The organism is Pseudomonas sp. D3, assembly GCF_029320995.1.
GTDB classification, from domain to species: Bacteria; Pseudomonadota; Gammaproteobacteria; order Pseudomonadales; family Pseudomonadaceae; genus Aquipseudomonas; species Aquipseudomonas paraveronii.
This window is the reverse complement of record NZ_CP119772.1, coordinates 5,032,170-5,050,318: the sequence shown is the minus strand read 5'-3', so window position 1 is coordinate 5,050,318 and position 18,149 is coordinate 5,032,170. Positions and strand designations below refer to the sequence as shown.

The window sequence follows — 18,149 nt, the reverse complement described above, 5'->3', positions numbered from 1 at the left end:
GAAGCCTGCATGAGTCTGCAAGGTAAAGTTGCACTGGTTACCGGCGCAAGCCGTGGCATTGGCCAGGCGATTGCCCTGGAGCTGGGCCGTCAGGGCGCCATCGTGATCGGCACTGCCACTTCCGCTGCGGGCGCCGAGCGTATCGCCGCGACCCTGAAGGAAAACGGCGTGCAAGGCACCGGCCTTGAGCTGAATGTGACCAGCGATGAGTCCGTGGCTGCCGTACTGGCCGAGATCAGCGCACAGTTCGGCGCGCCTGCGATTCTGGTGAATAACGCCGGTATCACCCGCGATAACCTGATGATGCGGATGAAAGACGACGAGTGGCATGACGTGGTCGACACCAACCTGAACAGTCTGTTTCGCCTGTCCAAGGGCGTTTTGCGCGGCATGACCAAGGCGCGTTGGGGCCGAATTATCAATATTGGCTCCGTAGTGGGTGCCATGGGCAACGCAGGCCAAGTAAACTACGCCGCGGCGAAGGCCGGTCTGGAAGGTTTCAGCCGCGCATTGGCGCGTGAAGTCGGCTCGCGGTCGATTACGGTCAACTCGGTGGCCCCAGGGTTCATCGACACCGATATGACCCGCGAACTGCCGGAAGCACAGCGTGAAGCCTTGCTGACGCAGATTCCGCTGGGCCGTCTTGGCCAGGCTCAAGAGATCGCGAATGTGGTCACTTTCCTGGCATCCGACGGTGCGGCATACGTGACTGGGGCTACAATCCCGGTTAACGGCGGGATGTACATGAGTTAAATTGTGACGGATCGCTTCAAAAAAATGTCATACGAGCTGTCTAAAATCCGTTATAAAGCTGCAACTTAATTTATAGGCGGGTGGCCGACCGGGTACTGGGTGAACCTTTCAGTTGAAAAGCTGAAATGGCTTTCTATACACTTACCCACTGGCCAGCTGCCTGAATTTGTCCATTAGGAGTGAAAACAAGGTATGAGCACCATCGAAGAGCGCGTCAAGAAAATCGTTGCCGAGCAACTGGGCGTTAAAGAAGAAGAAGTGGTCAACACTGCTTCCTTCGTTGAAGACCTGGGTGCCGACTCCCTTGACACCGTTGAGCTGGTGATGGCTCTGGAAGAGGAATTCGAGACCGAAATCCCGGACGAAGAAGCTGAAAAAATCACTACTGTTCAAGCTGCAATCGACTACGTTACTAACCACCAGGCGTAATAGTTTGTAGTCGTCGCTTGCTGTCAGGGAAAACCGCACTGCTGTAAAGGCGTGCGGTTTTTTCTTTAGCTCTGATGAAAAGTGATTCTGAAGCAAAGTGTCGTCATTAGAAAAAGGAGAGTGCTGTGTCGCGTAGACGCGTCGTAGTCACCGGTATGGGTATGTTGTCGCCACTGGGCACGGATGTGTCGAGCAGTTGGCAGGGCATTCTGGCTGGCCGCAGTGGTATCGGTCTGATCGAACACACGGACCTTTCTGCCTATTCCACCCGTTTTGGCGGCTCGGTAAAGGGGTTCAATGTCGAGGAATACCTCTCGATCAAAGAGTCCCGCAAACTCGACCTGTTCATTCAATACGGCCTGGCAGCGGGTTTTCAGGCAGTGCGTGACGCTGGCCTGGAAGTCACCGACGCCAACCGTGAGCGCATCGGCGTGGCCATGGGGTCGGGTATTGGTGGTTTGACCAATATCGAAGAGACCAGCCGCACGTTGCACGAGTCCGGCCCCCGTCGAATTTCACCGTTCTTCGTGCCGGGTTCGATCATCAATATGATTTCCGGTTTCCTGTCCATCCATCTGGGCGCACAGGGACCTAACTACGCGATTGCTACCGCTTGCACCACAGGTACTCATTGCATCGGCATGGCCGCGCGCAACATTGCCTATGACGAAGCGGACGTGATGATCGCCGGTGGCGCCGAAATGGCGGCGTGCGGCCTGGGCATGGGCGGTTTCGGCGCGTCACGTGCGCTGTCGACCCGCAACGACGAGCCCGCTCGCGCCAGCCGTCCGTGGGACAAAGGTCGTGACGGTTTCGTCCTGGCCGACGGCGCCGGTGCCCTGGTGCTGGAAGAGCTGGAACACGCTAAGGCGCGTGGTGCGACGATCTACGCCGAGCTGATCGGTTTTGGCATGAGTGGCGACGCCTACCACATGACTTCGCCACCGTCCGACGGTGCCGGCGCCGCACGTTGCATTACCAACGCCCTGCGCGATGCGAAGATCAGCCCGGACCGGGTGCAGTACATCAACGCCCACGGTACTTCGACGGCGACCGGCGACCTGGCGGAAGCCGAAGCGGTCAAGTCGGTATTCGGCGAGCACGCCTACAAGCTGGCGGTCAGCTCCACCAAGTCCATGACCGGCCACCTGTTGGGTGCGGCGGGCGCGGTCGAAGCGATCTTCAGCGTACTGGCCATCAAGGATCAGGTCGCTCCGCCGACCATCAACCTCGATGAGCCGGATGAAGGCTGCGACCTGAACTTCGTGCCTCACGAAGCGCAGAAAATGCCGATCGACGTGGTGTTGTCCAACTCGTTCGGTTTCGGTGGTACCAACGGTTCCCTGGTGTTCCGCCGGTTCGCTGAGTAATGCATAGCTGGGTCGACGGTCAGCCAGCGGACAGCGTGCCCCTGAAAGATCGCGGCCTGGCGTATGGCGATGGCCTGTTCGAAACCATCGCCGTCAAGGCCGGGCAACCCGTGTTGCTCGACCGCCACCTGCAACGCCTGGCTGAAGGTTGCAGGCGGTTGGCATTGGTTGCGGACCACGCATTGGTCCGCAGCGAAGTGCTCGCTTACGCCACCGCCCTCGGCGACGGCGTACTCAAGTTGATCCTCACCCGTGGCGACAGCCTGCGCGGTTATGGCATCAACCCCGGCGCCCCGGTGCGCCGTATCCTGCAGGGCAGTCCGCCTGCTGCTTATTCCCAGGCTCATGGCGCCGACGGTATCCGCCTGTTTCCGTGCGTCACCCGTTTGTCCGAGCAGCCGCTGCTGGCCGGTCTTAAACATCTCAATCGCCTCGAACAAGTGATCGCTCGCGCCGAGTGGCAAGATGCCGAGCATGCCGAAGGTTTGATGCTGGATATGTCCGGGCGCGTCATCGAAGGCGTGTTCAGCAACCTGTTCCTGGTGCGCAACGGCGTGTTGCTGACCGCCGATCTGAATCGTTGCGGCGTGGCCGGGGTCATGCGTGCCGAGATCCTGGCCCAGGCGCAGGCGCTCGGCACCCCGGTGGTCGTGGCCGATATCAGCCTTGAGCAGTTGCAGTCGGCCGACGAGGTTTTTGTCTGCAACAGCGTTTATGGCATTTGGCCGGTGCGCGACTGCGCTGCGATGAGCTGGCCGGTTGGGCCGCTCACCCGTAAACTGCAGGGCATTGTTCGCACGCTATTGGATATTTGAGTTGATACGAAAACTGTTGTTACTGCTGCTGATCGGTCTGTTCTCGGCGGCATTGCTGTTGGGGGTGTCGGCCTGGAAGCTCAACTCAGCCCTGAAGCAGCCCTTGCACCTGACCGAGGAGCAACTGCTCGACGTGCCGGCAGGTTCCACGCCGACCGGCACCTTCAATCGCCTGGAAGCCGACGGGGTGCTCGACGGCGCGTTCTGGTTGCGTCTTTACTGGCGTTTCAACCTCGAAGGCCAGCCATTGCACAGCGGTGAATACCGCCTGACACCCGGGCTCACCGCTCAAGGCTTGATCGGTTTGTGGCAGCGTGGCGAAGTGGTGCAATACAGCCTGACGCTGGTGGAGGGTTGGAATTTTCGCCAAGTGCGCTCGGAGTTGGCCAAGCATGAAAAGATCGTGCAGAGCCTTGCCGGGCTGAGTGACAGTGAAGTGATGGACAAACTCGGCCACCCTGGGGTGTTCCCCGAGGGGCGATTCTTTCCCGATACCTATCGCTTTGTGCGCGGCATGACGGATGTCGAGTTCCTCAAGAAGGCCTATAACCGCCTGGATGACGTACTCGCCCAGGAGTGGAGCAAGCGCGCCGCCGACGCGCCGTACACCGACCCGTACCAAGCCCTGATCATGGCCTCCCTGGTGGAGAAAGAGACCGGTGTGCCGGAGGAGCGGGGGCAGATCGCCGGGGTATTCGTGCGTCGCATGAAGATCGGCATGCTGCTGCAGACCGATCCCACGGTGATCTACGGCCTGGGCGAACGCTACAACGGCAAGCTGACGCGCGCCCATCTCAAGGAAGCCAATCCGTACAACACCTACATGATTGCGGGGCTCCCACCGACACCCATCGCGATGGTCGGCCGCGAGGCGATTCATGCGGCGTTGAACCCGGTATCGGGCAGCAGCCTGTATTTCGTCGCACGGGGCGATGGCAGCCATATTTTCTCGGATGACTTGGATGCGCATAATGCCGCCGTGCGTGAGTTCCAGCTCAAGCGTCGCGCCGATTACCGTTCCAGCCCGGCGCCGCAGGTGAAACCGTTGGAAGACGCCACGCCGACGAACGACGCACCTGCCGCCTCCGCCGAGCCTGCGCCGGACGCCGTCGCACCGCAAAGCCCGCAATGACTCTGACTAAGGACTGCCTGTGACTGGCTTGTTTATTACCCTGGAAGGCCCGGAAGGCGCCGGCAAAAGTACCAACCGCGATTACCTGGCCGGGCGTTTGCGCACCGAGGGTATTGAGGTGGTGCTGACCCGCGAGCCCGGCGGTACGCCGTTGGCCGAGCGCATTCGTGAAGTGCTGCTGGCTCCGGGTGAAGAACAGATGAATCCGGACGCCGAGCTGCTGCTGGTGTTCGCCGCCCGCGCCCAGCATCTGGCCGAAGTGATTCGCCCGGCACTGGCCCGTGGTGCCGTGGTGATTTGTGACCGTTTCACCGATTCCACCTATGCCTACCAAGGCGGCGGCCGCGGCCTGTCCCAGGCGCGCATTGCCACCCTGGAAACCTTCGTCCAAGGCGATTTGCGCCCCGACCTGACCCTGGTGTTCGACCTGCCGGTGGAAGTCGGCCTGGCCCGCGCCAGTGCGCGTGGCCGCCTGGACCGCTTCGAACTGGAAGGCCAGGCGTTTTTCAACGCCGTGCGCAGCGCGTTCCTCGCCCGGGCCAAGGCCGAGCCGGCGCGTTACTACCTGCTGGACGCCGCCCAGCCGCTGGCCCAGGTGCAGCACGCCATCGATGCCCTGCTACCGACATTGCTGGAGCGCGCCCGTGGCTGAAGCCTACCCCTGGCAGGACAGTCTCTGGCAGCAACTGGCCGGCCGTGCCCAGCACGCCCACGCCTACTTGTTGCACGGCCCGGCGGGTATCGGTAAGCGCGCACTCGCCGAACGCCTGATGGCCAGCCTGCTGTGCCAACGCCCGGTCAACCTGGAAGCCTGCGGCGCGTGCAAATCCTGCCTGCTACTCAAGGCCGGCAGCCACCCGGACAACTACCTGCTGGAACCCGAGGAGGCAGACAAGGCGATCAAGGTCGACCAGGTGCGTGATCTCGTCAGCTTCGTGGTGCAGACCGCGCAGATGGGCGGGCGCAAGGTCATACTGATCGAACCCGTGGAGGCGATGAACATCAACGCCGCCAACGCCTTGCTCAAAAGTCTCGAAGAGCCTTCCGGCGATACCGTGCTGTTGCTGGTCAGCCACCAGTCCAGCCGCTTGTTGCCGACCATTCGTAGCCGTTGCGTGCAGCAGGCGTGCCCGTTGCCCAGCGAAGCGATGAGCCTGCAGTGGCTGGAGCAGGCGCTGCCGGACTGCTCCGCCGCCGAGCGCGTCGAGCTGCTGACCCTGGCCGCCGGCTCACCCCTGGCCGCCGTGAAGCTGCAAGCCCAGGGTGTGCGCGAGCAACGTGCGCTGGTGGTGGACGGGGTGAAAAAGCTGCTCAAGCAAGAGCTGTCTGCCAGCCAGTTGGCCGAAGCTGCCTGGAAGGACATCCCCTTACTGCTGCTGTTCGACTGGTTCTGCGACTGGTCGAGCCTGATCCTGCGCTACCAGTTGACCCAGGATGAAAATGGCCTGGGCCTGCCGGACATGCGCAAGGTCGTGCAATACCTCGCGCAGAAAAGCGCGCAGGACAAGGTGCTGAATATCCAGGACTGGATTCTCGCCCAGCGCCAGAAGGTGCTCGGCAAGGCCAACCTCAACCGCGTGCTGTTGCTCGAAGCGCTGCTGGTGCAGTGGGTCGGCTTGCTCGGCCGGCGTTAATTTCCGTGGCCGACGGGTGTATCGTCGGCCAGACCCTTCCCGTGATTGAAGTTGTCATTTCTTATGCTCGTAGATTCCCATTGCCACCTTGATCGCCTCGACCTCGCCCAACACGGCGGTTCCCTCGACGCCGCCCTGGAAGCGGCCCGCCAGCGTGGGGTCGGGCACTTCCTGTGCATCGGCGTCAGCGCCGACAATGCGGCCGACGTCAAAGCCCTCGCAGATCGCTATGCCGACGTGGATTGTTCGGTGGGTATCCATCCGCTGGACCTCAAGCCCGGCGAAGCCCCGGCTCTCGACTGGTTGCTCGGCGAACTCAACCACCCACGGGTGGTGGCGATTGGTGAAACCGGCCTGGACTATCACTACGAGCCCGAAGCCGCGCAATTGCAGCAGGCGTCGTTCCGCCTGCACCTGCAAGCCGCCGAGCAGACCGGCAAACCGGTCATCGTCCACACCCGAGGCGCTCGCGCCGACACCCTGAGCCTGCTGCGCGAAGCTGCATTGCCCCAGGCCGGGGTGCTGCATTGCTTCACCGAAGACTGGGACATGGCCAAGGCGGCCCTCGACTTGGGGTTCTACATTTCCCTGTCGGGCATCGTCACCTTCCGCAATGCCGACGCCCTGCGTGACGTGGCGCGACAAGTGCCGGCCGACCGGCTGCTGGTGGAAACCGACTCGCCGTACCTGGCGCCGATTCCCCATCGCGGCAAGCCGAACCTGCCGGAGTATGTGCGCGATGTGGCGGATTATCTGGCGATGCTGCGCGGTGAATCCTACGAGCGCTTTGCCGAGCAGACCACCGAGAACTTCAAGCGCCTGTTTCCGCTGGCTCACGTCGCCGTTTAACGCGGCCAAAGCGCAGGCAAAAAAAACCCGGGTTCTGGGGGGGGAATCCGGGTTAAGACCATTAGGAGTAAAACAAGGGCACACAGTCCGTCGGTACCCAGATCGACGCGTCACTTGGGGGAGATGTCGCGCCGACAGTTGAAGTATTGATCAGTATCCGATTCAGTCCAGTCGCGTCTGGTCGTTTTTTAAACAGATTTGGAATACGCGCGCTTCGCTTGAGTTCTCATTGAGCGGATGTACAGGCGTAAACGTTATGTATTATTTCTGACTGAGCGCCATGAATTCGTTGGCGCGCTGAAAGTAATGTGTGTGACGGGTTCACATAGGCGTTGCCCAACGACCGTTCAGTCGGGATAATCTCTCGCACCGGGTAAATCGTATCGCCACGTATCCTTGGCCCTGCGCAACCCTCCCTTTACCGACCTCTGCAGACCTTTTCCTCATGCAAAAAGAACCCCGTAAGGTCCGTGAGTTTCGCCGCCGCGAGCAGGAAATTCTCGATACCGCCCTCAAGTTGTTCCTCGAACAAGGTGAAGACAGCGTTACCGTCGAGATGATTGCGGATGCCGTAGGTATCGGCAAAGGCACCATCTACAAGCATTTCAAGTCCAAGGCCGAGATCTACCTGCGCCTGATGCTCGACTACGAGCGCGACCTGAACGAGCTGCTGCATTCGGCCGATGTGGACAAGGACAAGGAAGCTCTGTCGCGGGCTTACTTTGAGTTCCGCATGCGTGACCCGCAGCGCTACCGCCTGTTCGACCGTCTGGAAGAGAAGGTGGTCAAGGGCCACCAGGTGCCGGAAATGGTCGAGGAGTTGCACAAGATCCGCGCCTCGAACTTCGAGCGCCTGACCCTGCTGATCAAGGGCCGCATCAGCGAAGGCAAGTTGGAAGACGTGCCGCCGTATTTCCACTACTGCGCCGCCTGGGCGTTGGTGCATGGCGCCGTGGCGCTGTACCACTCGCCGTTCTGGAGCAATGTGCTGGAAGATCAGGAAGGCTTCTTCCAGTTCCTGATGGACATCGGCGTGCGCATGGGCAACAAGCGCAAGCACAGCGCTGAGCTGCCACCCGTTGAAGCCACGCCCGCCGAGACGCCTGCCACGTAATGATTTGCTGCCAGGCGCAGTAACCCAGGAATATACTCAGGTAAGGCGCTTGCTAAAAGCTGATTTATAAGTCAGCTTTTAGCGCGTCCGAATTATCCTCTGCCGGAGTGATCCATGATCGTTGATCGTCAAGGCAGGCGTTTTCGCAATTTGCGGATCAGCCTGACCTCAGCCTGCAATTACGCGTGTACCTACTGCGTGCCTAACGGCAAGCGGTTGGTGGCTGCCCAGGACGAACTCTCGGCCGAGGCCATGGCCCGTGGCGTGGCTTACCTGATCGAAGCCGCCGGTATCGAACGCCTGCGCATCACCGGCGGCGAACCGTTGGTCAGCCCCAAGCTGGAAGCCTTCATGGGCGCCGTGGGTGGGATGGGCCTCAGTGACATCAGCCTGACCACCAACGGCCAACTGCTGGCGCGCAAACTGCCGCTGCTGGTGGACGCCGGCATTCGGCGGATCAACGTCTCCCTCGACACGCTGAACGCCGACGCCTTCCGCAGCATCGCCCGTGGTGGCGACCTGGCCACGGTGCTCGATGGCATGGACCAGGCGCGCGCGGCCGGGATCAAGATCAAGGTCAATATGGTGCCGCTGCGCGGTCAGAACCTCGACCAGGTGATGCCGCTGCTCGACTATTGCCTGGAGCGGGGCTACGAGCTGCGCTTTATCGAACTGATGCGCATGGGCCACCTGGCCAAGGACTCCAATGCGTTCCTGCAGCAATTCGTCAGCCTTCAGCAACTGCTTAGCCTGATCGGCGAACACCACGAATACCTGCAAGCCAACGCTCCCGTGGATGCCACGGCGGTGCGCTACGAAGTGCCGGGCAAGGGCTTCTTTGGCGTGATCGCCAACGAAAGCGTGCCGTTCTGCCGTACCTGTTCACGGTTGCGGCTGTCGTCCACCGGTTGGCTGCATGGCTGCCTGTCGTCGAGCAACCGTCACTATGTCGGCGACCTGCTCGATAAACCGCGCCACCAGGCGCTGCCTGCCTTGCAGGGCTTGTTGATGAAGGCTCTGGGCGATAAACAGGAAGTGGCGTTCTCCGGCGGTGCGACCATCATGAAGATCATCGGCGGCTAACCCTGCCCCCTGGATTTCACACCATCCAGTGTGGGAGGGGGCTTGCTCCCGATTGCAATGTGTCAGTCCCAGATGAGCTGACTGACTCACTGCCATCGGGAGCGAGCCCCCTCCCACATTTAGTGATGCGTTGTTTCCAAATGGCGCGGATTCTGCATCTCGTGTCCATTCGCCGGTTTTCCGTCACCGGCTTCTGGAGGATTAGGATGCGTAGTCTGGTTTTGTTGCTGGCGTCGTTGGCGCTGAGTGGTTGCATGACCGTCAGCGATATGGCCGAAGGCACCCGTTATCAGATGAGCGATGCCGGGTTGCTGGACCACAGCGACACCCGGCGCACCGCCTCGATTCGCGTGCAGCCGGACTCCTTCATCTTCATCGCCCAGGGCGCCTTCGTGCCGCCGGGCAGCGCGTATCCGCGACCGAACGTGGTCGCCGAAGAAGCCTTCAACGGCTTCGTCGAATACTTCCCCATGGTGCGCCGCGCCCGTCAGCCCGAAGGCCTCGAACAAGCCATGGCCGAAGCCCGTGCGGCCGGCGCTCACTACTTGCTGTACTGCCGCTTCGCCAAGGCGGATGACCGCATCGGCAACGCCGATGAGTGGACCGATCAGCAGGCCCTTGACCGTGTCGGCCTGGACAGTGGCGTTATCCAGATCATGTTGATCGAGACCAGCACCCAGTATTTGATTGATACTGCACGGATTCACAGTCGTGGCGGTTTACTGACGTTCCACGACAATAAGCCCCAAGATCTGATCGCCCGCCCCCTGGCGCAGTACGCCCGAGGCCTGCTGGGCATGAGCGATCAGTAAGCCAGAGGAGAACCCCATGACCGATTCCGCCAAGGCCAATGATCTATTGGCTCAACTGCCCAAGGGCAAGGGGCCGGCGCCGGTGCATCTGTGGAACCCGGACTTCTGCGGCCACATCGACATGCGTATCGCCCGCGACGGCACCTGGTATTACCAGGGCACGCCGATCGGGCGTAAACCGATGGTCAAGCTGTTCTCCAACATCATCCGGCGCGATGGCGATGAGTACTTTCTGGTCACCCCCGTGGAAAAGGTCGGCATCACCGTCGAGGATGCGCCGTTTGTCGCGGTCACCCTGGAAGTCGAAGGGCAGGGCGAAAGCCAACGGTTGCGCTTCACCACGCAAGTCGACGAGCAGGTTGAGGCTGGTCTCGAACACCCGCTGCGGGTGGTGATCGACCCCGACACCGAGGAGCCTTCGCCCTATCTGCGGGTGCGCACCAACCTCGAAGCGCTGGTTCATCGCAACGTGTTCTACCAATTGGTCGAGCTGGCGGTGAGCCGCCCAATCAACGGTCGGAACTGGCTCGGCGTGTGGAGCGACGGGGTGTTTTTCCCGATTGGCCTGGAGCCCTGAGGGCGGTTTTTTTCTCCCCCTGAAATAATTCGCTTGCTGCAAACGGCGGCTTTCGGTTATCAATTTGTACATGATTAGACATGTCCGATTTGATAAGAAAAAACGCGTCGTCGACGAACTCATCCGCCGTATCGAAGGTGGGGTGATGGCCGACGGTTTCCTGCTGCCGGGTGAGTATCAACTGGCCGAAGAGTTTGCAGTCAGTCGCGGCACATTGCGCGAAGCCCTGGCCGAGCTCAAGCGCCGCCACTACATTGCCACCCAGAGCGGCGTTGGCTCCATCGTCACCTTCGACGGCATGGTGCTCGACCAACGCAGCGGCTGGGCTCAGGCACTGGCCGACACCGGCGCCCTGGTGAGCACCGATATCCTGCGTTTCGAAGCCGTGACCCGCCCGGACCTGTTCAGCCGTTTCGGCTGCGACCAATTTATTGCCCTCGACCGCCGTCGACGCACCGCCGATGGCCGCGCAGTGTCCCTGGAACGCTCGCTGATGCCAGCCTCGGGTGGCCTGGAAGGCCTGCCCCGCGTCGGGCTGATCGATAACTCCCTGACCATCACCCTGGCCGCCTACGGTTACGTCGGCGCCGAAGGTGATCAATGGATCGGCGCCGAGCCCCTGACCGATGAAGACGCCGAGCTGCTCGGCCGCCCGGCGCGCACGGTGTTTCTCAAGGCGTCGCGCACCACTTACGACCGGCGCGAGCGCTTCATGGAGTACGTCGAAAGTCTGCTCGACCCTGTGCATTTTCGTCTGCATCTGCAGTTTGGCGCGGCGAAATGACCGCGCACAGTCGCGCCCTCGGCGCCTTCTACGGCCTGGCGTTGGGCGATGCCCTGGGCATGCCGACCCAGTCCCTGAGCCGCGAACAAATCAGGGCTCGCTTCGGTGCCATCACCGGCCTGGAAGATGCCGACGCCGACCAACCCATCGCACCGAACATGCCCGCCGGCTCCATCACCGATGACACCGAGCAGGCGATCCTCGTCGGCGAGTTGCTGGTGGAAGGCCAGGGCACGATCGCGCCGAGCGTACTCGCGCAGCGCCTGATCGACTGGGAAGCGCGGATGCGCGCCAAGGGTTCCCAGGACCTGCTGGGCCCTTCGACCAAGCGCGCCATCGATATGATCCTCACCGGGCATACGCCTGAAGAATCCGGGCGCTACGGCACCACCAACGGCGCAGCGATGCGCATCACGCCGGTGGGGATTGCCGCCGATGTCCGCGACCCTGCTTCGTTCATCCAGGCGGTGATCCAGGCGTGCCAGGTCACTCACAACACCAGCCTGGGCATCTCAAGCGCTGCGGCGGTGGCGGCAGTGGTGTCGGCCGGGATCAACGGGGCGGACCTGGGCGAAGCGCTGAACGTCGGCACCCAGATCGCCCAGCAGGCCGAACGCCACGGGCACTGGGTGGCCGGCGGCCGTATTTCCACGCGCATCAGTTGGGCGCGGACCTTGAGCGTCGCCAGTGGCGACAAGGCGCTGTTCGCCGACCTGCTCTATGAGTTGATCGGCACCTCCGTCGCTTCCCAGGAATCGGTGGTGGTGTCGTTCGCCCTCGCGCAGCAAGTGGCGGTGGGCGCGATGAATGCCTTCGACGCCTTGTGCCTGGCCGCCAGCCTGGGCGGCGACACCGACACCATCGCCGCGATCCTCGGCGCGATGCTGGGGGCGTGCCTGGGGATGCAGTGCTGGCCTGCGGCGATGATCGAACAGGTCAAGCAGGTCAACGGGTTGGCGTTGCAGCCGTTGGTTGACGGGCTGCTCACCTTGCGCCAGATGCCACAGGCCGGCCCGCTCGCACATTGACCGCATCAAGATTGCGCTTTGCGAATTTGCCACAACCCTAACAATACCGGCACCAGGAGCACCCGCACATGAGTACGTCCACTTTCGGCCAAAGCGCCGGGCGCTTGGAAACACGCGGCATCGAACCGGTCCCCGAAGGCGAGTGCAACGGCCATCCACTGCAACTGTTCTGGGTGTGGTTCGCGGCCAACATCAGCATCCTGGGGTTGCCGCTGGGCGCCACCCTGGTTGCGTTTCGCGGCCTGGCCATCTGGCAGGCGATCATCGTCGCCATTCTCGGCGCCGCTGGCTCCTTCGCGGTGGTGGGTGTCATCTCGATTGCCGGGCGTCGTGGGCACGCGCCGAGCCTGACGCTGTCCCGCGCCATTTTCGGCGTGCGCGGCAATATCGGGCCGACGTTGGTGTCGCTGATGTCGCGCCTGGGTTGGGAAACCGTCAACACCACCACCGCCGCCTTCGTGTTGCTGTCGTTGTGTACGATCCTGTTCCAAACCCCGGTCGCGGCGAAAAGTGCGCCGCTGCTGACCCTGCTGTTCATCGCTATTTTCGTGCTGCTGACCCTGGCCGTTTCCGGCCTGGGCCACGCCACCTTGCTGGTGATCCAGAAGTGGGCGACCTACGTGTTCGGCGCCTTGAATCTCCTGGTCGGCGGCTTCCTCTGCGCCACCATCGACTGGAGCGCAGTGTTCAACGCCACCCCGGCGCCCTTGAGCGCGATGCTCATCGGTATCGGCACCATGGCCGCCGGCACCGGTATCGGCTGGGCCAACGCCGGCGCCGACATGTCGCGCTACCAGCACCGCAGCGTCAAGGCCGTGCGCCTGGTGGCATCCGCCGCGTTCGGCGCGGGCATTCCGTTGGTGCTGCTGATCACCCTCGGGGGCCTGCTGTCGGTGGGCAACAACGACCTGGCGTCGGCGACTGACCCGATCGTCGCGATCCGCGACATGCTGCCCACCTGGATGGCCGTGCCGTACTTGATCACGGCGTTTGGCGGGCTGTTGCTGTCCAATAACCTGTCGGTGTATTCGGCCGGTCTCACTACCTTGACCCTCGGCTTGAAGGTCAAGCGCGTGTACGCGGTGATCGTCGATATCGTGGCGATCTTCGCCGGCTCCATCTACTTCATGCTGATCGCCGACAGTTTCTACGGCCCGTTCATCACCTTCATCTCGTTACTGGCGGTGCCGATCACTGCGTGGGTGGGGATCTTCGTGGTCGACCTGATTCACCGTCATTACTACAGCCCCAAGGACCTGCTGGACGTCAGCCCAAGCAGCGCCTATTGGTACCACGGCGGGGTGGAATGGCGTGCGTTGGGTGCCTGGGCCGTGGCGATCGGGCTCGGGTTCAGTTTCACCACCATCGGCACCACCGCCGACAACATCTGGTTCGCCGGGCCGTTGTCCGATTCCTGGCTGGGCCACAACGGCCTGGGCTGGATCGTGACGTTCCTGGTGGCCGGCGGGATGTATGCGGCATTGGGCGGCGCCGCTGACCGGCGTCCGGTGTTCGTCGAGCGTGCCAATGCCTAGGTTGCTGCACACCGGCCAGGTCATCGTCGACCTGGTCATGGCCCTCGATCAATTGCCAGCGAGCGGCGGCGATGTGTTGGCGCAATCGGCCAGTTTCGAAGCCGGCGGCGGCTTTAATGTGATGGCGGCGGCGCGGCGCAACGGGCTGCCGGCGGTCTACCTGGGGCGCCATGGCACTGGGCGTTTCGGCGATCTGGCCCGCGCGGCGATGCAGGCCGAAGGCATCGACATGGCGCTGCCTGCCAGCCGCGGCAAGGACACCGGCCTGTGCGTGGCGCTGACAGAAGCCAGCACCGAGCGCACCTTCATCTCCCATCTGGGCGCCGAGGGTGAGCTGAGTGCCGAGGACTTGGCCAGCGTGGTGCCGCGTGCCGATGACTACGTGTACGTGAGTGGCTACAGCCTGCTCCTCGACGGCAAGGCCCAGCCGCTGATCGACTGGCTACTGGCGCTGCCACGGGCGATTGCGGTGGTCTTCGACCCTGGCCCGCTGGTCAAGGCGCCGGATTCGGCGTTGATGCGCGCGCTGCTGCCGCGTATCGACATCTGGACCAGCAACGGCCCCGAAGCCGTGGCGTTCACTGGCGCGGTGGATATTGCCAAGGCGCTGCTGGCGCTCAACCAGCACCTGCCCGCCGAAACGCTACGGGTGGTGCGCGATGGACCGAAGGGTTGCTGGGTCGGGCGGGCGAATGCGCTCGAGCATGTGCCCGGCTTCAAGGTGCAGGCGGTCGACAGCAATGGCGCGGGAGATGCGCACGCGGGCGTGTTTATCGCCGGTTTGGCCAACGGTTTGAACGCTCTCGACGCGGCGCGGCGCGCCAATGCGGCAGCCGCTTTGGCGGTGACGCGCTGGGGGCCGGCGACTTCTCCAGGCACCGCCGAAGTCGATGCGCTATTAGCCGACTAACCCCCTATTCGATGCATCAAGGCGCAGGCTGTTTCGGTGCGCCAGGGATATTCGAGTCGTCGCCCTTGTTGATATTCGGCTGATTGACACCTGGGCCCATTTTGCCGTTGCCGACGGCCGCCGGCGCCTGGCGCTGGGTGTCGTTGCCTTGGGTGCGCGGGTCGGCGCCGTTGTCGATGATCGCGCCGCCATTGGTGTCGAGGCCGGTGCCCATCGAGTCCTGGGATTCCTGGGTCGCCGAGCTCGGCGGAGTGTCGACCGGATCAGTCTTGCCGGTAGACGAGGACGCGGCGAAGGCGCTCAGCGAGGCAGCGGACAACAGCGCGGTGAAGGCGAGGGCGGCACACTTGGAATGCTTCATGAGGGTGTCTCCATTAGGATTAATGTCCTTACCCTTTATTGGTCAGCCCTCATTTGCTGTTCGTGCCTGGATGCCGACGAGCGGTCTCAGGACACCTGTAAGATTTTGTGTGCCGAGAGGTGGCGCGCTATCAGGCGTGCCACGGTGATCATCCAGTTCAGGGCGGCGATGGCCAGTACGCCCATCATCAATGTCGGCAGGCCGTAGTCGACGATGATCCTGCCCGCTAGCCAGGGAAACCCGAAGACGCCGACAAAATACGCCAGGCTGAACAGCAGCAACGCTTGGGACGTAGTGCCGGACGGCGATTCGTGGGCTACCAGCCCATTGATCACCGAATATGTCAGGCCGTACCCGACCCCCAACGTGGCAGCCGCCAGCAGGTAGCTGAGGTTACCGCTCACACCAAACGCAAACAGTGCAATCGACCCCAGCATGATCCCGGACAACACACACGCCGCCCGATAGGCATCACGCTTGACCACGAAGCCGGCGATCAACAGGCGGCTGGTGATCGCGGCACTCAGGAACCCCGCGAAGAACAGCGAATAGTCCAACCCATGCGCGGCCGCGTAGCTGGTCTGGAACGATGACAGCCCGCCAAACACGCAACCGCCCAGACCGACCATCAAGATGGCGAACGCCGCCTTGGAAGACAGTACCCGGCGGATGGCGGCCAGGGAAATCCTCGACGTCGGTGCATTCGCGTGACGCTTGAGTTGTGCGCCCAATCGCCAGAACAGCACCACCCCGGCCAGGCTGGCCACCCCAGCGATATAGAAGGCGGTCGTCAGGGGCAGGTCCAGCGCACTGGTGGCTCGTCCGAGCAGAGGCCCGGCACCGATCCCACTCAACATACTGCCCGACAGCAGCGCAAAGTACTTGGCCCGCAGCCTGGGCTCAACCAGCAAGGTCACGATGATCGGGCCCAGTGTATAGAACACGCCCCAGCCCAATCCGAGGGCCAGCCCGAACAGCATCAAGCCTTGGCCAAACCCCGGCGTCAGGGCAAAACCGAGGCAGGCCACCACCAGCAACACGCCCATCCCCGCAATCGCTCGTGCCGCGCCCAACGCGTCGGCCATATGCCCGGAGAGCACTACCGCGACGAAGGTACTGAGCATCGCCGTGGAAATCACGCTGCCGGCGTCATGCTCATTCCCACCGCGCGAATGAATCAGCAACGACAGCAGAAACGTCGAGCCGTAGGACAACGACAACAGGAAGCTGGCAAGGCAAAACAGGGCGAATAATTTTCCGCCCACCGGGGCTGTGGAGTTCATGAGCACGCCTTGGAATCATTGGAGTTATGGCGACTTTCTACCATGCACGTCCGGGCGGATTGTTCTGTAGTTGGTGGCGCTTGCATTAGCCCGCAACGGAGTAAGTCGCTTTGGCGATCCCGAAATTGCACTGCAATCTGTCATCAATCCGTCTTAGTATGTGGCCTTTGAATTTACCCAAGGCGCGCCCATGACCATCGAGATTCGCCCCGCCGTGCCCAGCGATGCTGCTCAGATCCTGACTTTCATTACCGAGCTTGCCGAGTTTGAGAGGGCTCGTCATGAAGTGATCGCCAGTGTGGTGGACATCGAGCGCAGCCTGTTCAGCGAGGGCGCGACTGCCCATGGGCTGATTTGCCTGCGCGACGGATTGCCGATCGGGTTCGCGGTATTCTTTTTCAGCTATTCCACGTGGCTGGGCAGCAACTGCCTGTACCTCGAAGACCTCTACATCAACCCCGAGCAACGCGGCGGCGGCGCTGGCAAGAAGTTACTGCGCCACCTGGCGAAGATCGCCTGCGACAACGGCTGCGGGCGTTTCGAGTGGAGCGTGCTGGATTGGAACGAGCCGGCGATTGCCTTCTACAAATCCATCGGCGCCCAGCCCCAGGAAGAGTGGGTGCGCTACCGCATGGAAGGCGAAGCACTGCGGGATTTCGCCCAGGGCTGATGAAAACCCCGATGAAAACCGGCATCCCGACGCCGGTTTTTTTACGCGATCTCTCACTATGTGGGATGTAAATTTATATATTGAGATATTTAAAGGTCTGGGTTTATAGTCGGCTGCATCAGCACTCACTACCAAAAATAAAACAGGTGAAGCGATGCAGGCACACCCTCTGTCACTCCCCGCCGTGCCCGAACCCACCTATGGCGAGCGGCTGAAGCACAAGGTGGTGATCATCACCGGCGCCGCCCAAGGCATTGGCGAGGCGATCGTTGCCTGCTTCCAGGCCCAGCAGGCACGGTTGGTGATCGCCGATATCCAGGCCGAAAAGGTCGAGCAAGTCGCCGTTCACTGGCGCGAACGCGGCGCCGAGATCTACGCGCAGCCGGTCGACATCACGTCCCAGGCGCAATGGCAGGCGCTGGTCAATTTGGCCATCGAGCGCTTCGGCCGCGTCGATGTGCTGGTCAACTGCGCCGGGGTCAATGTGTTCCGCGACCCGTTGCAGATGACCGACGAGGACTGGCGACGCTGCTTCGCCATCGACCTCGACGGTGCCTGGTACGGCTGCCGCACGGTGTTGCCGCACATGATCGAGCAGGGCATCGGCAACATCATCAACATCGCCTCGAGCCATTCCAGCCACATCATTCCCGGCTGTTTTCCCTACCCGGTCGCCAAACACGGCCTGCTCGGCCTGACCCGCGCCCTCGGCATCGAATACGCGTCCAAGGGTATCCGCGTGAATGCCATCGCGCCGGGCTATATCGAAACCCAGCTCAACGTCGACTACTGGAACGGTTTCCCCGACCCCCAGGCCGAGCGCCAGCGCGCGTTCGACCTGCACCCGCCCAAGCGCATCGGCCAGCCTGTTGAGGTGGCGATGACCGCGCTGTTTCTGGCCACCGATGAGGCGCCCTTTATCAACGCCACCTGCCTGATGATCGATGGCGGGCGGTCAGTGATGTACCACGACTAGAACTTGTCACTCTCCAATAACAACAAGAGGTGCC

At 62.2% G+C, this 18,149-nt stretch carries 20 protein-coding genes; 18 read left to right on the top strand and 2 right to left on the bottom strand.

Annotated features, from left to right (window positions below; all coding sequences use genetic code 11):
* The first annotated feature begins 9 nt into the window (after positions 1–9).
* The 16 genes from fabG to P3S72_RS23185 all read left to right on the top strand — a co-directional run bounded on the left by fabG (position 10) and on the right by P3S72_RS23185 (position 14,825).
* Entirely contained in the window at positions 10–753 is a 744-nt protein-coding gene (gene fabG, locus P3S72_RS23260) for a 3-oxoacyl-ACP reductase FabG (RefSeq protein WP_276194401.1), read from the top strand.
* Between the two features lie 192 nt (positions 754–945).
* Entirely contained in the window at positions 946–1,182 is a 237-nt protein-coding gene (gene acpP / locus P3S72_RS23255; protein WP_003442511.1) for an acyl carrier protein, read from the top strand.
* Positions 1,183–1,307: 125 nt separating this feature from the next.
* Entirely contained in the window at positions 1,308–2,552 is a 1,245-nt protein-coding gene (gene fabF, locus P3S72_RS23250; RefSeq protein ID WP_276194398.1) for a beta-ketoacyl-ACP synthase II, read from the top strand.
* Complete coding sequence (gene pabC / locus P3S72_RS23245; RefSeq protein WP_247408289.1) at positions 2,552–3,367, top strand: aminodeoxychorismate lyase; 816 nt, start codon at positions 2,552–2,554, stop codon at positions 3,365–3,367. Before fabF ends, pabC begins: the two co-directional genes overlap by 1 nt.
* A 1-nt stretch (position 3,368) precedes the next feature.
* A complete protein-coding gene (gene mltG, locus P3S72_RS23240; RefSeq protein WP_276194397.1) occupies positions 3,369–4,499 on the top strand; it encodes an endolytic transglycosylase MltG in 1,131 nt (376 codons plus the stop codon).
* A 19-nt stretch (positions 4,500–4,518) separates the two neighbouring features.
* Positions 4,519–5,151, top strand: a complete 633-nt coding sequence (gene tmk / locus P3S72_RS23235) for a dTMP kinase (RefSeq protein ID WP_276194396.1) — start codon at positions 4,519–4,521, stop codon at positions 5,149–5,151.
* Complete coding sequence (locus P3S72_RS23230) at positions 5,144–6,133, top strand: DNA polymerase III subunit delta' (RefSeq protein WP_253398150.1); 990 nt, start codon at positions 5,144–5,146, stop codon at positions 6,131–6,133. The genes tmk and P3S72_RS23230 overlap by 8 nt, the downstream gene beginning before the upstream one ends.
* Before the next feature lie 63 nt (positions 6,134–6,196).
* Positions 6,197–6,982, top strand: a complete 786-nt coding sequence (locus tag P3S72_RS23225; protein WP_247405608.1) for a TatD family hydrolase — start codon at positions 6,197–6,199, stop codon at positions 6,980–6,982.
* A 445-nt stretch (positions 6,983–7,427) separates the two neighbouring features.
* The gene (locus P3S72_RS23220; protein WP_276194395.1) at positions 7,428–8,096 is read left to right on the top strand and encodes a TetR/AcrR family transcriptional regulator; all 669 of its coding nucleotides are present in this window, start codon (positions 7,428–7,430) and stop codon (positions 8,094–8,096) included.
* A gap of 114 nt (positions 8,097–8,210) precedes the next feature.
* Complete coding sequence (locus P3S72_RS23215) at positions 8,211–9,179, top strand: radical SAM protein (protein ID WP_276194394.1); 969 nt, start codon at positions 8,211–8,213, stop codon at positions 9,177–9,179.
* A 206-nt stretch (positions 9,180–9,385) separates the two neighbouring features.
* On the top strand, positions 9,386–9,991 hold the full coding sequence (locus tag P3S72_RS23210; protein ID WP_276194393.1) for a DUF4823 domain-containing protein: 606 nt from the start codon (positions 9,386–9,388) through the stop codon (positions 9,989–9,991).
* Positions 9,992–10,007: 16 nt separating this feature from the next.
* Positions 10,008–10,568 carry a DUF1285 domain-containing protein gene (locus P3S72_RS23205; protein WP_276194392.1) on the top strand — a complete coding sequence of 187 codons (561 nt, stop codon included), beginning with the start codon at positions 10,008–10,010 and terminating at the stop codon, positions 10,566–10,568.
* 70 nt (positions 10,569–10,638) lie between these two features.
* Positions 10,639–11,352 (top strand): GntR family transcriptional regulator, encoded by a 714-nt coding sequence (locus P3S72_RS23200; protein WP_276194391.1) that lies wholly within the window; start codon positions 10,639–10,641, stop codon positions 11,350–11,352.
* The gene (locus P3S72_RS23195) at positions 11,349–12,380 is read left to right on the top strand and encodes an ADP-ribosylglycohydrolase family protein (RefSeq protein WP_276194390.1); all 1,032 of its coding nucleotides are present in this window, start codon (positions 11,349–11,351) and stop codon (positions 12,378–12,380) included. The genes P3S72_RS23200 and P3S72_RS23195 overlap by 4 nt, the downstream gene beginning before the upstream one ends.
* A gap of 68 nt (positions 12,381–12,448) precedes the next feature.
* A complete protein-coding gene (locus tag P3S72_RS23190) occupies positions 12,449–13,915 on the top strand; it encodes a cytosine permease (protein WP_276194389.1) in 1,467 nt (488 codons plus the stop codon).
* Entirely contained in the window at positions 13,908–14,825 is a 918-nt protein-coding gene (locus P3S72_RS23185; RefSeq protein WP_276194388.1) for a PfkB family carbohydrate kinase, read from the top strand. The genes P3S72_RS23190 and P3S72_RS23185 overlap by 8 nt, the downstream gene beginning before the upstream one ends.
* Positions 14,826–14,841: 16 nt before the next feature.
* Here the strand turns inward: P3S72_RS23185 and P3S72_RS23180 are convergent, their stop codons facing one another.
* Both P3S72_RS23180 and P3S72_RS23175 read right to left on the bottom strand, forming a co-directional pair.
* Positions 14,842–15,186: a hypothetical protein gene (locus tag P3S72_RS23180; RefSeq protein WP_276194387.1), complete on the bottom strand. Its 345-nt coding sequence runs from the start codon at positions 15,184–15,186 to the stop codon at positions 14,842–14,844.
* 86 nt (positions 15,187–15,272) lie between these two features.
* Entirely contained in the window at positions 15,273–16,469 is a 1,197-nt protein-coding gene (locus P3S72_RS23175; protein ID WP_276194386.1) for an MFS transporter, read from the bottom strand.
* Between the two features lie 190 nt (positions 16,470–16,659).
* Here P3S72_RS23175 and P3S72_RS23170 point away from each other — a divergent pair, with 190 nt between their 5' ends.
* Both P3S72_RS23170 and P3S72_RS23165 read left to right on the top strand, forming a co-directional pair.
* Positions 16,660–17,139 (top strand): GNAT family N-acetyltransferase, encoded by a 480-nt coding sequence (locus tag P3S72_RS23170; protein WP_247407386.1) that lies wholly within the window; start codon positions 16,660–16,662, stop codon positions 17,137–17,139.
* A gap of 154 nt (positions 17,140–17,293) precedes the next feature.
* Positions 17,294–18,115, top strand: a complete 822-nt coding sequence (locus P3S72_RS23165; protein ID WP_276194385.1) for an SDR family oxidoreductase — start codon at positions 17,294–17,296, stop codon at positions 18,113–18,115.
* The last annotated feature ends 34 nt before the right edge of the window (positions 18,116–18,149 follow it).

Excerpts from the sequence above, each read along its gene's own strand:
- fabG (WP_276194401.1), top strand. The coding sequence starts at position 10 with ATGAGTCTGCAAGGTAAAGTTGCACTGGTTACCGGCGCAAGCCGTGGC.
- acpP (WP_003442511.1), top strand. The coding sequence starts at position 946 with ATGAGCACCATCGAAGAGCGCGTCAAGAAAATCGTTGCCGAGCAACTG.
- pabC (WP_247408289.1), top strand. The coding sequence starts at position 2,552 with ATGCATAGCTGGGTCGACGGTCAGCCAGCGGACAGCGTGCCCCTGAAA.
- P3S72_RS23225 (WP_247405608.1), top strand. The coding sequence starts at position 6,197 with ATGCTCGTAGATTCCCATTGCCACCTTGATCGCCTCGACCTCGCCCAA.
- P3S72_RS23220 (WP_276194395.1), top strand. The coding sequence starts at position 7,428 with ATGCAAAAAGAACCCCGTAAGGTCCGTGAGTTTCGCCGCCGCGAGCAG.
- P3S72_RS23215 (WP_276194394.1), top strand. The coding sequence starts at position 8,211 with ATGATCGTTGATCGTCAAGGCAGGCGTTTTCGCAATTTGCGGATCAGC.
- P3S72_RS23210 (WP_276194393.1), top strand. The coding sequence starts at position 9,386 with ATGCGTAGTCTGGTTTTGTTGCTGGCGTCGTTGGCGCTGAGTGGTTGC.
- P3S72_RS23205 (WP_276194392.1), top strand. The coding sequence starts at position 10,008 with ATGACCGATTCCGCCAAGGCCAATGATCTATTGGCTCAACTGCCCAAG.
- P3S72_RS23200 (WP_276194391.1), top strand. The coding sequence starts at position 10,639 with ATGATTAGACATGTCCGATTTGATAAGAAAAAACGCGTCGTCGACGAA.
- P3S72_RS23195 (WP_276194390.1), top strand. The coding sequence starts at position 11,349 with ATGACCGCGCACAGTCGCGCCCTCGGCGCCTTCTACGGCCTGGCGTTG.
- P3S72_RS23190 (WP_276194389.1), top strand. The coding sequence starts at position 12,449 with ATGAGTACGTCCACTTTCGGCCAAAGCGCCGGGCGCTTGGAAACACGC.
- P3S72_RS23185 (WP_276194388.1), top strand. The coding sequence starts at position 13,908 with ATGCCTAGGTTGCTGCACACCGGCCAGGTCATCGTCGACCTGGTCATG.
- P3S72_RS23180 (WP_276194387.1), bottom strand. The coding sequence starts at position 15,186 with ATGAAGCATTCCAAGTGTGCCGCCCTCGCCTTCACCGCGCTGTTGTCC.
- P3S72_RS23175 (WP_276194386.1), bottom strand. The coding sequence starts at position 16,469 with ATGAACTCCACAGCCCCGGTGGGCGGAAAATTATTCGCCCTGTTTTGC.
- P3S72_RS23170 (WP_247407386.1), top strand. The coding sequence starts at position 16,660 with ATGACCATCGAGATTCGCCCCGCCGTGCCCAGCGATGCTGCTCAGATC.
- P3S72_RS23165 (WP_276194385.1), top strand. The coding sequence starts at position 17,294 with ATGCAGGCACACCCTCTGTCACTCCCCGCCGTGCCCGAACCCACCTAT.